The sequence below is a fragment of the Bacteroides acidifaciens genome, assembly GCF_024623065.1.
Classification (GTDB): domain Bacteria; phylum Bacteroidota; class Bacteroidia; order Bacteroidales; family Bacteroidaceae; genus Bacteroides; species Bacteroides acidifaciens.
In genome coordinates, this window is the sequence record NZ_JANJZR010000051.1 from 19,350 (window position 1) to 32,545 (window position 13,196).

The window sequence follows — 13,196 nt, forward strand, 5'->3', positions numbered from 1 at the left end:
GATTTATATGTATATGAAAAAGAATTGGTGTTTACTGTATCTGTTATCAATATTTTGTTTTTCCCATGCCCAGAATAAGAATACGTACTTGGAACAAAAGATTGATTCAACCCTATCAAGCATGACTATCCATGAAAAAGTAGGGCAACTTAACCAGCTTGACGGGCGAGGTACAATTGAGAATTTGAAGGTATTGATACGTAAAGGAGAGACCGGTTCGGTAATGAATGTTACCGAACCCGAAGTCGTCAATGAGTTACAAGAAATTGCCTGCAAACAATCAAGAACGGGTATCCCCTTGGTTTTTACACGCGACGTTGTGCATGGCTTCAAGACCATGCTGCCCATTCCGTTAGGGCAAGCTGCCACTTTCCATCCGGAACTGATACAGGAAGGGGCACGAATCGCAGCCATAGAAGCCACGGAACATGGTGTCAGATGGTCATTTGCACCTATGATAGATATATCCAGAGATGCCCGGTGGGGACGCATAGCCGAAAGTTTCGGTGAAGACACTTATCTCACAGAACAGATGGCTGTCGCCGTAGTAAATGGATTTCAAGGTGACGATTTATCAAATCCGCAATCAATGGCTGCCTGCGCCAAGCATTTTATAGGATATGGAGCTGTAGAAGGAGGACGTGATTATAATTCAACCCATATTCCCGAAAGACTGTTGAGAGATGTCTATCTTCCGCCTTTCGAGAAAGCAATAAAAGCCAACTGTTCCAGTATCATGACTTCGTTCAATGATAACGACGGGATTCCGGCTACAGGCAACAAAAAACTATTAAAGGATATTCTTCGCAAAGAATGGAATTTCGACGGGGTTGTCGTTTCCGACTGGGGTTCTGTAACGGAAATGATAAAACATGGCTTCGCCGAAGACCGGAAAGATGCAGCCCGAAAAGCGATAGAAGCCGGACTGGACATGGATATGTCTTCCAAAGCATTCATTCAGAATATCGAAGAATTAATCGCCAAAGGAATAATTTCCGAAGAGACATTGGACAATGCTGTGCGAAATGTACTAAGATTAAAATTCAGGCTCGGACTGTTTGATAATTCGTACACTGATATCAATAAGAGAAAAGAAACCTACTCGGACAAACATCTGGCTATTGCAAAGAAAATGGCGGAAGAGTCTGTTGTACTATTGAAAAATGAAAGCCACACATTACCGTTGTCTTCGAACATAAAAAGTATCCTGATAGTAGGCCCGTTGTCCGATGCTCCTCACGACCAACTCGGAACCTGGACAATGGACGGAGAAACAGAGAAAACGCGGACGCCTATAAAAGCACTACGTGAAAAGTATGGTGACAAAGTGAAAATTCATTTTGTGAAAGGTCTGGAGTACAGCAGAGATAAAAATAAGACAAACTTCAATAAGGTATTGGAGAAAGCATACCAGGCAGATGCCATTATAGCTTTTGTCGGTGAAGAAGCCATCCTATCGGGTGAAGCACATTGTCTGGCTGATATAAAACTGCAAGGAGCGCAATCCGAACTTATCAAGGTATTAAGCGGAACAAATAAGCCGCTCATTACAGTTATTATGGCGGGACGTCCGTTGGTTATCAATGAGGAACTGAACCTGTCCGATGCCGTATTGTATGCCTGGCATCCCGGAACGATGGGCGGCAACGCATTGGCGGATATTTTATTTGGCAAGACCACACCTGGTGGCAAACTACCCGTTACTTTCCCAAAAGCAACGGGACAAATTCCCATCTACTATAATCACACCAACAGCGGACGTCCGGCCACAGGAAAAGAAAAGCCTTTGGACGAAATACCTTTAAATGCCAAACAATCCGTATTAGGACATTCCTCTTATTATCTTGATTTAGGAGCACAACCTTTATTCCCGTTCGGATATGGCCTTTCATACACTTCTTTCGAATATTCCGATTTAAAGACAGACCGCACCGTCCTCACTCCGGAAGATACACTTTCAATCAGCGTCAAAGTAAAAAACACAGGGCAATATAAAGGAACAGAAGTGGTTCAACTCTATGCATCGGATCTTTTCGGTTCCGTCACCCGACCGGTAAAGGAACTAAAAGGATTTAAAAGGATAGAATTAAGTCCTAATGAAGAAAAGACGGTAGAATTCGAACTTCCCTTATACGAATTAGCCTTTTGGAATATTGACATGAGAAAAGTGGCGGAAGCAGGCAAGTTCAAAATAATGATTGGCACAGATAGCCAGAATGGGTTGGAAACCTTCTTCGAAGTAAAATAACAATATAAAAAGCGACCTCATCGAAAAAATGAGATCGCTTTTCTATTATCAATCTATCAGAGAAACGATTATTTCGCTTTCTTATAGTTTTCCAGTCCGGCCTGCAAGAATTCGATATACTTAGGAATATCCTCGTTGTAAGCATATGACTTGTTCACCGGCTTGCCTTGATTATCCAGCAATACATAGAAAGGTTGGGCATTAGCGCCAAACTTCACACGTTGCAGATAGCTCCATTTATCACCGACCGTACGCAAAGTGCGTTCTGTACCGTTTTCTACGATTTTCACGGGCTCGCTCAAAGGAGTTTTGTTATCTACATAAAGGGTAATCAATACATAGTCATTATTAATCAAATCACTCACTTTCGGATCAGTCCATACCGCTGTTTCCATCTTACGGCAGTTTACACAACCATATCCGGTGAAGTCAAGCATGACAGGTTTTCCATTCAGACGCGCATATTCCATGCCCAAATCATAGTCGTCGAATTTCGCATGTACGTCATTCTTATACAGGTTGAAGTCCTGCGTCTGCATAGGCGGAGCAAATGCACTTACCGCTTTCAACGGTGCTCCCCACAGACCGGGAACCATATAAACCGCAAATGCCAAAGAGACAAGCGCCATAAAGAAACGGGTAACTCCCACCTTATTATCATCGTCATCATGCGGGAATTTAATCTTACCCAACAGATAGAATCCGAGCAAAGCAAAAATAACAATCCACAAAGCAAGGAATGTTTCACGGTCAAGCAATCTCCAGCCATAAGCCAAATCGGCCACTGACAAGAATTTAAGCGCGAATGCCAGTTCGAGGAAACCTAATGTCACCTTAATCACATTCATCCATCCGCCTGATTTCGGCATAGACTTCAGCCATGACGGGAACAATGCGAACAGAGTGAACGGCAAAGCCAGTGCGATGGCAAACCCAAACATACCGATAGCCGGAGCAACGACACTTCCTGTTGTGGAAACCTGCACAAGCAAGAAACCGATAATCGGGCCTGTACAAGAGAAAGAAACCAGCGAAAGCGTGAAAGCCATCAGGAAAATACTCAATAAACCGGTTGTAGATTCCGCTTTGCTATCCACTGCATTTCCCCATTTCGACGGTAGTCTGATTTCGAATGCTCCAAAGAACGAAGCTGCGAAAATCACCAGCATCAGGAAGAAGAGAATATTAAAGACTGCATTGGTAGACAACGCATTCAGCGCACTAGCGCCAAAAATCAATGTAATAGCCAGCCCCAATGCCACATAAATCACAACGATGGATGCTCCATACGTCCACGCGTCACGAATACCTTTCTTTTTATCCTTGCTGCGTTTCAGGAAGAAGCTGACAGTCATCGGGATAATCGGCCATACACAAGGAGTGAACAAAGCCAGCAATCCGCCAAGAAAACCTGTTATAAAAATATATATCCAGGACATATCTTCCTGACCATGTTCTTCGCCTAACGCTTGCAGGTCACTGATAACCGGCTTCCAAAGTTCACCGGATGCAACGGCAGGCTGAATATCCGTAGCCGCATCCACCGGAGTGGCGGGCACCAGCTCCATCATAGCGGCAGAATCTTTCACTTCGGCAGGAGCGGGAGCAGGTTCTTCCTTTTTCTCCGGTTCTTTTTTCTCCGGTTGTTCTGTTTTAGCCGCAGCCGCATTTCCGGCTTTTGCTACTCCGGAAAACTTGAACGGAACTTCGGTAGGCGGAAGGCAACTCTCGTCATCACAAGCTCCATATTCCAGATACCCTTCTATCTCATAAGCCCCGCCTGTGAGTTTTACTTTCTGAATAAACTTTGCAGTATTTTCAAAGTAACGTACTTTCATTTCAAACAACTTGTCGAAAGTAGCTACCTCTTTGCCAACCGGTTTCAATTTTCCGGCAAGCTCCAGACCACTTTTCTTATCAACATTGAATGTTGCGGAAATAGGTCCGCCATCTCCAAGTTCGGTTGAATAAACATGCCACCCGTTATCAATGGTAGCGGTAAATACGATCTCAGCTTCCGTGTCAGAAAGAGTGTTCAACTCAGTCTTGAACTTTACCGGATCTTTAATCTGTGCCTGCAAAGCATAGCCAACAAAGCTTAAAAGCAGAAAAGAAATTAACTTTTTCATTTTCAATAATTGGAGGGTTATAATTCATAATCTACACACGCACGGCTCTCCTTCGTCTCAGCCAGAATCTTGCCGGCAGCTACATGGTCGGGATGCGTCGCATAGTATTTCACGTCTTCCAGAGTATCAAACTCACTATAAAGTGCTATATTCCACGTTTCTCCGGGATTCATGTTCAATCCGACTTCAACTTTCCGGATTACGGAGATTTTAGCAGGAAGCGCTTCTATCGCTTCCTTAAATTTCGTCATAACTGCCCGCTTCTCTTCGGCAGAAACTTCGTCTTTTAACTTAAATAATACAATGTGTTTTACCATTACGTTGTTATTTTAATGAATTGTTTCTATATTTGTCTAATTAATACTTTGTATAAACAATGCAAATTTACTCTATTTGATTTAAATATACACTTAAAGAGATGTTAATTATAGGAATAGCAGGCGGAACTGGCTCCGGAAAGACCACCGTCGTACGAAAAATCGTAGAAAGTCTCCCCGCAGGGGAAGTAGTATTATTACCTCAGGACTCATACTATAAGGATAGTAGCCACGTCCCGGTTGAAGAACGCCAGAACATTAATTTTGACCATCCGGATGCTTTTGAATGGAGTCTGCTCTCCAAACATGTCATGACACTGAAAGAAGGAAAGAGCATCGAACAACCCACCTATTCTTATCTGACATGCACCCGCCAGCCCGAAACAATTCATATCGAGCCACGCGAAGTCATTATTATCGAGGGAATCCTTGCCTTATGCGACAAGAAACTACGTAATATGATGGACCTTAAAATATTCGTAGATGCCGATCCGGACGAACGTTTGATACGTGTCATCCAAAGAGACGTTGTAGAACGAGGACGCACGGCCGAAGCTGTAATGGAACGCTACACACGGGTTCTGAAACCGATGCACCTGCAATTTATCGAACCTTGCAAACGCTATGCCGACCTTATCGTGCCGGAAGGCGGCAGCAATAAGGTGGCTATTGATATACTGACCATGTACATCAAGAAGCACTTGAAGAGTTGAGAGTGGAGAATGGAGAGTTAAAAGCCAAAATGTCAGGTATGAATGTCAAGACACTGATTATCCCCTTATTTCTTGTGTTATTCTGTTGCGTAATCGGATGCCGGGACAAGCAGCATAACAAGACGGATGAATCCGCACGTGATCTCTCACAGATAAAAGATAGTGGTGAACTGGTTGTATTGACATTATACAGCTCTACTTCATATTTCATTTACCGGGGACAGGAAATGGGATTCCAGTATGAACTCAGCGAACAGTTTGCCAAAAGCCTGGGACTAAAACTCAGAATCGAAGTAGCCAACAGCGTCAACGAACTGCTCCGGAAATTACTGGCAGGCGAAGGGGACATGATTGCCTACAACCTGCCCATAACCAAAGAATGGAAAGACAGTCTCCTTTATTGCGGTGAAGACGTGATTACCCATCAGGTGATTGTTCAGCAAGGAAGAGGAAAGCGGAAACCTTTGAAAGATGTTACCGAACTGATTGGAAAGGACGTATATGTAAAGCCCGGAAAGTATTATGACCGTCTCGTCAATCTGAACAGTGAGTTAGGCGGCGGAATCCAAATCCATGAGGTGACCAATGACAGCATTACCACCGAGGACTTAATCACCCAAGTGGCGCAAGGAAAAATACCATATACAGTGACGGACAACGATTTGGCGAAATTAAACAAAACGTATTATTCCAATCTGGATATCAGTCTACCTGTAAGTTTCGACCAGCGCTCTTCCTGGGCAGTACGGAAAGACAGTCCGGAACTGGCCGCAGCCGCCACTAAATGGCATCAGGAGAATATGACTTCTCCGGCTTATACTGCCAGCATGAAACGCTATTTTGAAAATAGCAAAATGATGTCCCACTCTCCTATCCTTTCATTGAAAGAGGGAAAGATTTCCTATTATGACGATTTGTTCAGGAAGTATTCCAAAGAAATCGGATGGGACTGGCGTATGCTTGCATCGCTGGCTTATACGGAATCTAATTTCGACACAACGGCTGTATCCTGGGCCGGTGCCAAAGGACTCATGCAACTAATGCCCGCCACCGCCCGGGCAATGGGAGTACCTGCCGGTAAAGAACAGAACCCGGAAGAGAGCATTAAGGCAGCTATCAGATACATTGCTGCCACTGACCGCAGTTTCAGTATGATTCCCGATAAAGAGGAACGTCTCAACTTTATTCTGGCTTCCTACAATGCCGGTTTAGGGCATATTTACGATGCCATGGCTCTGGCGGAGAAGTACGGCAAGAACAAATTGGTATGGAAAGATAATGTAGAAAACTTTATCTTACTCAAAAGCAATGAAGAGTACTTCACCGACCCCGTTTGTAAAAACGGTTATTTCCGTGGCATAGAGACTTATAATTTCGTCCGTGATATCATGTCGCGCTATGAGTCTTACAAAAAGAAAATCAAAGCGTAAAGTAATCACCATTTATTTATAAATCATCGTTTATAAGTCAGCAGCCCCCCGACAAAACGGAAATACCGGCCTAATAACTGTGGGGAAGTACTCACATTCAGTTCACCCCCATACGTCGGGTACGTAAGCCGAAAAAGATAAAAGCTATCACACAATCAGTCCAAGAGTAAATGTATTCATTGGGGGTCGTCCTTTTCTCGTCAAATATCTGTTTCGGGTTCTCTTTTGTGGCCGGACAGCCGAAAGAAATATTTAAAATAGGTTCAACTTATTTTTCCGGGCTTCTTCCAGTGAAACAGTTTCACGTTTCATCAAGCCGCTCTTTTCACGCAGTGCCTCGTATTCTCTCTTCAACTCATTCACCAGTTCAACCTTCATCTGCGGATTCAACAGTCTGGCAGCGACACCAGCATTCAAAGAGGCATCTTTCAAGTGTACCACCGGAGCATGATATACAGGAGCAATCTTCAATGCAGTATGCATCTTTGAGGTAGTGGCCCCCCCAATCAGAAGAGGAATGTCCAGTCCCGCCTTTTCCAGTTCCAGGGCTACGTGAGCCATTTCTTCCAGCGAAGGAGTAATCAAGCCGCTCAGTCCAATCATATCCACCTTTTCTTCAATAGCACGCCGGACGATTGTCTCGGCAGGAACCATCACCCCTAAATCAACTATCTCATAACCGTTGCAAGCCATCACTACGGCAACGATATTCTTTCCGATATCGTGCACGTCTCCTTTTACTGTAGCAAGCAATATTTTTCCGGCAGAGGTTGTTTCTTCCGTCTTCTCCGATTCAATAATAGGCTGAAGGATAGCGACGGCTTTCTTCATTGTCCGGGCAGTCTTCACCACCTGCGGAAGAAACATTTTACCCGCTCCGAAAAGTTCGCCTACGTAGTTCATTCCATCCATCAACGGACCTTCAATTACATTTACCGCCTTATCATAAAGCAGCAAGGCTTCTGCCAAATCCTGCTCAAGGAAATCGCCAATCCCTTTCATCAAGGCATATTTCAAACGCTCCTGAACGGTTTCTTCTCTCCAAGCATCATGCTTGGCAGCTGGTTGTCCGGCAGTTCCGCTCATAGTTGCTTTCAGCGATTCCGCCAATTCTATCAGACGTTCCGCTGCGTCCGGACGACGATTCAAGACGACATCTTCTATCTTTTCCAATACATCGGCCGGGATATCACTATATAACACGGAAGTACCCGGATTCACAATCCCCATGTCCATTCCTTGCTGAATGGCATGATAAAGGAATACGGCATGCATGGCCTCACGAATATAGTTGTTGCCACGGAAAGAGAAAGACAGGTTGCTTACCCCACCGCTGATATGTGCGCCGGGAAGATTTTTCTTAATCCATCCGGTAGCTTCAATGAAGTCTACGGCATAATTGTTATGCTCCTCGATTCCTGTAGCTACGGCAAGCACATTGGGGTCGAAGATAATATCATTAGGATTAAAATTGACTTTATCAACCAAAAGGCGATAGGCACGCTGGCAGACCTCTATCTTACGGGCAGCGGTATCCGCCTGACCTTTTTCATCAAAAGCCATGACAACGGTAGCAGCTCCATATTGCTTGATAGTCCGGGCATGTTCGAGAAACACTTCTTCTCCTTCCTTTAAAGAAATGGAGTTGACGATGGATTTACCTTGCAGGCATTTCAATCCGGCAACAATCACGTCCCATTTGGATGAATCAATCATAACCGGAACACGGGCTATTTCCGGTTCGGACATGATAAGATTCAGGAAGGTAGTCATCTCGTTCTTAGCGTCCAACAGACCGTCATCCATATTGACATCAATCATCAAGGCTCCGTCTTCTACCTGCTGGCGGGCTATGGAGAGAGCTTCATCGTATTTCTTTTCATTTATCAGACGAAGGAACTTACGTGAACCGGCTACATTACAGCGCTCGCCGACATTTACAAAATTAATCTCCGGCTTCACCTCGAGCAGTTCAAGGCCGGAAAGCCACATACAGTCCGGTTTTGCAGCCGGAACATGTGGTTTTGCACCTTTTATCAGGGCTGAATATTCGGCAATGTAGGCATCTGTTGTTCCACAACAACCACCTATTATATTGATTAGTCCTTCGTCGATATACTCTTTCACTTCGTGAGCCATATCCGCAGGTGTCTGGTCGTACTTACCGAGACTGTTCGGTAATCCGGCATTCGGATAAGCACTAATATAATAAGGTGCACGAGCTGCCAGTTGTTCAAGGAATGGTTTCAATTGGCGAGCTCCGAACGAGCAATTCAAGCCGACAGAGAAAATATTGGCATGCTGCACGGAAGCGAGAAATGCTTCCAGTGTTTGTCCGGACAATGTTCGTCCGCCAATATCGGACACTGTTACAGATAACATGACAGGGACTTCGATACCTATTGCTTTCATTGCTTGTTCGGCTGCAAAAATAGCTGCTTTGGCATTCAAGGTATCAAAGATTGTTTCGATCAGAATGGCGTCTACGCCACCTTCAAGCATTGCTTCCATCTGTTGCTGATAGGCGGCAGCCAGTTCATCGTAGCTCAGAGCACGATAAGCCGGGTTGTTCACATCGGGGCTCATAGAGCAAGTTTTATTCGTAGGACCTACGGAACCGGCTACAAAACGGGGTTTATCGGGATTCTTTGCAGTGTACTCGTCGGCAAGGTCACGGGCTAGTTTTACGGCTGCCAGATTCATCTCACGCACGTATTCTTCTACGTGATAATCAGCCATAGAAACTGTAGTCGAACTGAATGTATTGGTTTCGATGATATCCGCACCAGCTTCCAAGTATTTACGATGAATATCCTGAATCACGTCGGGACGTGTGAGACACAATAAGTCGTTATTCCCTTTCAACTGTCCGGGAATATGCGCAAACCGTTCACCACGAAAATCTTCTTCCTTGAGGTTATATTGTTGAATCATTGTACCCATTGCCCCATCCAGAATAAGGATGCGCTCGGATACGACTTGAGAAATTGTCTTTTTCATTTATCCTATCATGTCATCGTTTGAACATTCTTGCCATATCTCTACGGTCGTCTTTCTCCTTGATGGATTCCCGTTTATCATATTCTTTCTTACCTTTCGCCAAAGCGACCACCAGTTTGGCCAAACCTTTTTCATTGATAAACAAGCGTACAGGAACAATCGTAAAGCCGGGATTTTTCATCTCCCGTTGAAGTTTCTCCAATTCTTTTTTATTAAGCAACAACTTCCTCTCTCTACGTGCCGTATGGTTATTGTACGATCCATAGAAATATTCGGCGATGTGCATATTCTTCACCCACAATTCGCCTTTCGCAAAATAACAAAACGTATCTACCAGGCTTGCTTTTCCCAAACGAATGGATTTGATTTCCGTACCGGTCAATACGATACCTGCTGTATAGGTATCTATCAGTTCGTAATCAAACGTAGCCCGTTTATTTTTAATATTTACAGAGGGTTGTTTCATCTTCACACATTAGTTAAGTATGGCCGTCAGTTTATTAAACACAAATTGAATCACCGTCGGACATAGTATTAACAATACAGACGACAAAAGGGTGTATCTCAATCGTTGTTTTTCTTCCACTCCCATCAGCACAGGAACTCCTTCCCATACCACATAGACGATGTAAAACTGTAATAGCCAAGCAATAATTCTAAAATCAGGTAATAGTCCGGTTACAATCTGAAGCAAGAAAGGTACAACAAGCGCATATCCTGCAAATTGTTGTGTCAGCGGCATATTGCTATGCATGCCAAACATTCTTGTCCCCATTTCATTAATGGCATAGGCTGCCAGAAAGTAGCCACCGAACAGGGCCACAGCTACGGCGCAACAGTTGGTCATAGCTATCTGGAAACTTTGCGGACCTCCCCATCCATTCGTCAATAACGAACCGATGAATACGGACAGACCGCATAAACCAATCATAGGATAGACAAAAGCCACATATACTTTTCGCCTATCCTCTTCCATAGAAATTTCCTCCCAGGCCTTGGCCGGAGAGGAAATCAATTTCATTGCTATGTTAAATAGTTCTTTGTAGTTCAATGTTATTCTTTAAAAGTATAAGTAACAGAAGAAGTCGTTGTTGTTTTGGGAACATCATTATCACTAGGATTCGTTTCTGCTACAATTATAATATTATTAGGATATTTATCATTAAAACTTTTATAAGCCTGTAAAGCATTGCTTATGTCAAAAACTCTATACGAAAAAGCCCTATATATCTCCTTTTCATCTTCTTCTATTGATGTATGGCGTAAGAACAATTTCAAATCAGTTTTACCCTTTAATTCATCTTCATCACTATAATAAACTAAAGAAAATGTATGGCTAGCAATTTTTTCGAAAGCAAAATATTGAATAGGGATAAGCAAGTTATAATTATCAATCATAAACGGTGTTAAATCTGAAACACTTATCACACCTCTATTGGAAGCATGGTCAGGATTTTCTCCTTCATCATTCGCTTTAGTTGTTCCCCAAACACTATTTCCCGAAATTTTTTCGACAGAATCTATCGTTGCATTAATAGTATTTGTTGTAGGGTCTATATCAACAGCAGCATCATAGCTACACGATGCAACTATAAAATCATTAGTCATTAAATTCGTTGTCCCTTCAACTGCATTTTTAGATTTAAAAGTATATCCATCTAATGAAGTAAAGGTTAAACTTAAGAAGCTATCTTTTACTTTACCAAGAATAGGGCGATTATTAACTTGTGTATTATCATCTCCGTTCATACAAGAAGTAACCGACATACCCATCACCACAGCCATCAAAGCCACCAAGAAAAATTTCATCTGTTTCATAAACATATTTTTTAGATTTTGCAAAGATATAAATTCTAATTCATATCTACTAAATGCAAGAACTTAAAAAATACTGCATCTGTTACTTTATTATTTTTGCAAAAAGTTCCAAATGGTCATCTACATAACTTGCAATCAATGCTGTGACTTGTTCTTCCATCTCTAAATAGGCTTCTTCCAACTCATCAAAAGCTTCATATTGCTCGTACATAGCCATAAATTCGTCATCCGTCCGTTCCTTTTCCAAATCTTTCCGGCTGGCATCAAAGATTTTCTTAGCCTTATAAACTAATTTCGAAAACTCTTCCGCTCCCCACAAACGCATCACTTTCGCAAACGGATTATCAAATATATAACCGCCATAGCCATTCTGAATCAATTGACAGAATCCCCCTGCCATCACCTCATCACGAAATATCTGATAAGCCAGCAAAGAATGTTGTTCGCCCGTTAACAAAGGCATCGTCTCCGCGGTCAGTTCACCGCCGATTACCTCTTTATATTTATCTGTAAACGCCTGGATAAATTCATCCATTCCTTCACCCGCAGCCTTTTGCAAGGCTGATTCTACAACTTCAATCATAATCTTCTTTATAAATAATGCAGCAAAGCTACGAATTTTATTCTACATCCAACAATAATCCCTCCATAATCTTGCCAATCTTAACTTCATTATCCGTTCTTCACGTTCTTCACACGGTCCATATCATCTCATTTTCAGACGTTTCCGGTGAACAATTCATATAAAATACAGTGTTCACCTCTATTCACCTCTTCACAAGCTATGTATTTTACAGTCTAACAATACAGCGAGAACTACTATTTGCCATAGTATAGAAACAGGCAAATAGTGTATATACCCCGAATAGAAAATGTTTGTTCAATAATAGCCGACTCCAGTCGGCTAAGTAGTCAACTACAGTCGGCTGACAGGACGACTGAAGTCGACCGATAAGATATTCAAGCCAAATGCTTACTAAGACAGTTATATCGAACTGACGTTACTTAGTAAAAGGAGACATGCGGAAAGCATATCTATAAACAGTGTTTTTCTGTATCTCATACTTAGGACGAGGCCCGGTCCACAACTCGCATTACCCAATCCACGTTGTATGCAATCCAAATTCAGCATCACTTCCGCACGATAAATATCCGCCAGATCATGCCCGTATTTTATATCAAACAATTCTTTGTCTGTATAGTGTAAAGCACTGAAATCAAATGTATCGGCAGATGATATCTTGATGCCTTTGCCTTCTTTATCAGTCAGTGTCAACCAACGGGTATCACACCGTTCTCCCATAGATTGGGAACGGACATACTTCTCTTTCATGTCATTGACAGTAGATTGATACTTACCGATATATGCCGCATTCTTCCGATCCTGATAATTTTCTATCGGACCTCTTCCGTACCACTCCAACTACTCCAACGAAGGAGAGAATAGAGCCTGCAATGAGAGACGGGGGAGACTGTCCGAGAACTCCTCTTTAAACAGAGGTTTGTCGTTGTCCCTCCGCAATAGCCCCTGTTTGTAGCAT

Annotated in this window: 10 protein-coding genes and 1 pseudogene; 3 read left to right on the forward strand and 8 right to left on the reverse strand. The window is 42.9% G+C overall.

What is annotated here, in order from left to right:
- Nucleotides 1–7: 7 nt before the first annotated feature.
- A complete protein-coding gene (gene bglX, locus NSB03_RS13970; protein WP_136014558.1) occupies nt 8–2,248 on the forward strand; it encodes a beta-glucosidase BglX in 2,241 nt (746 codons plus the stop codon).
- A 68-nt stretch (nt 2,249–2,316) separates the two neighbouring features.
- On the opposite strand, the gene NSB03_RS13975 is transcribed toward bglX, so the two are convergent.
- Together NSB03_RS13975 and NSB03_RS13980 are read right to left on the reverse strand one after the other, a co-directional pair.
- On the reverse strand, nt 2,317–4,377 hold the full coding sequence (locus tag NSB03_RS13975) for a protein-disulfide reductase DsbD family protein (RefSeq protein ID WP_162222235.1): 2,061 nt from the start codon (nt 4,375–4,377) through the stop codon (nt 2,317–2,319).
- Between the two features lie 17 nt (nt 4,378–4,394).
- Nucleotides 4,395–4,694 carry a Dabb family protein gene (locus tag NSB03_RS13980; RefSeq protein WP_024987726.1) on the reverse strand — a complete coding sequence of 100 codons (300 nt, stop codon included), beginning with the start codon at nt 4,692–4,694 and terminating at the stop codon, nt 4,395–4,397.
- 101 nt (nt 4,695–4,795) lie between these two features.
- Here NSB03_RS13980 and udk point away from each other — a divergent pair, with 101 nt between their 5' ends.
- Nucleotides 4,796–5,407 (forward strand): uridine kinase, encoded by a 612-nt coding sequence (udk, locus tag NSB03_RS13985; RefSeq protein ID WP_121766704.1) that lies wholly within the window; start codon nt 4,796–4,798, stop codon nt 5,405–5,407.
- 38 nt (nt 5,408–5,445) lie between these two features.
- Nucleotides 5,446–6,837, forward strand: a complete 1,392-nt coding sequence (locus NSB03_RS13990; RefSeq protein WP_024987725.1) for an MltF family protein — start codon at nt 5,446–5,448, stop codon at nt 6,835–6,837.
- A 252-nt stretch (nt 6,838–7,089) separates the two neighbouring features.
- Here the strand turns inward: NSB03_RS13990 and metH are convergent, their stop codons facing one another.
- The 6 genes and pseudogenes from metH to NSB03_RS14020 all read right to left on the reverse strand — a co-directional run.
- Entirely contained in the window at nt 7,090–9,837 is a 2,748-nt protein-coding gene (gene metH / locus NSB03_RS13995) for a methionine synthase (protein ID WP_024987724.1), read from the reverse strand.
- Between the two features lie 13 nt (nt 9,838–9,850).
- Nucleotides 9,851–10,303, reverse strand: a complete 453-nt coding sequence (gene smpB, locus NSB03_RS14000; protein ID WP_007754410.1) for an SsrA-binding protein — start codon at nt 10,301–10,303, stop codon at nt 9,851–9,853.
- A gap of 9 nt (nt 10,304–10,312) precedes the next feature.
- Nucleotides 10,313–10,858 carry a Yip1 family protein gene (locus tag NSB03_RS14005; RefSeq protein WP_024987723.1) on the reverse strand — a complete coding sequence of 182 codons (546 nt, stop codon included), beginning with the start codon at nt 10,856–10,858 and terminating at the stop codon, nt 10,313–10,315.
- Between the two features lie 32 nt (nt 10,859–10,890).
- A complete protein-coding gene (locus NSB03_RS14010; protein ID WP_024987722.1) occupies nt 10,891–11,661 on the reverse strand; it encodes a hypothetical protein in 771 nt (256 codons plus the stop codon).
- 76 nt (nt 11,662–11,737) lie between these two features.
- Complete coding sequence (locus tag NSB03_RS14015; protein WP_257466449.1) at nt 11,738–12,238, reverse strand: DMP19 family protein; 501 nt, start codon at nt 12,236–12,238, stop codon at nt 11,738–11,740.
- Nucleotides 12,239–12,656: 418 nt separating this feature from the next.
- A pseudogene (locus NSB03_RS14020) lies at nt 12,657–13,196 on the reverse strand (beta-galactosidase small subunit-related protein); the annotation flags it as partial.

What these genes read in the sequence shown, in the direction of transcription:
- NSB03_RS13980 (WP_024987726.1), bottom strand. Translation starts at nt 4,694, where the DNA reads ATGGTAAAACACATTGTATTATTTAAGTTAAAAGACGAAGTTTCTGCC.
- metH (WP_024987724.1), bottom strand. Translation starts at nt 9,837, where the DNA reads ATGAAAAAGACAATTTCTCAAGTCGTATCCGAGCGCATCCTTATTCTG.
- bglX (WP_136014558.1), top strand. Translation starts at nt 8, where the DNA reads ATGTATATGAAAAAGAATTGGTGTTTACTGTATCTGTTATCAATATTT.
- NSB03_RS13990 (WP_024987725.1), top strand. Translation starts at nt 5,446, where the DNA reads ATGAATGTCAAGACACTGATTATCCCCTTATTTCTTGTGTTATTCTGT.
- udk (WP_121766704.1), top strand. Translation starts at nt 4,796, where the DNA reads ATGTTAATTATAGGAATAGCAGGCGGAACTGGCTCCGGAAAGACCACC.
- NSB03_RS14015 (WP_257466449.1), bottom strand. Translation starts at nt 12,238, where the DNA reads ATGATTGAAGTTGTAGAATCAGCCTTGCAAAAGGCTGCGGGTGAAGGA.
- NSB03_RS14010 (WP_024987722.1), bottom strand. Translation starts at nt 11,661, where the DNA reads ATGTTTATGAAACAGATGAAATTTTTCTTGGTGGCTTTGATGGCTGTG.
- NSB03_RS14005 (WP_024987723.1), bottom strand. Translation starts at nt 10,858, where the DNA reads ATGAAATTGATTTCCTCTCCGGCCAAGGCCTGGGAGGAAATTTCTATG.
- NSB03_RS13975 (WP_162222235.1), bottom strand. Translation starts at nt 4,377, where the DNA reads ATGAAAAAGTTAATTTCTTTTCTGCTTTTAAGCTTTGTTGGCTATGCT.
- smpB (WP_007754410.1), bottom strand. Translation starts at nt 10,303, where the DNA reads ATGAAACAACCCTCTGTAAATATTAAAAATAAACGGGCTACGTTTGAT.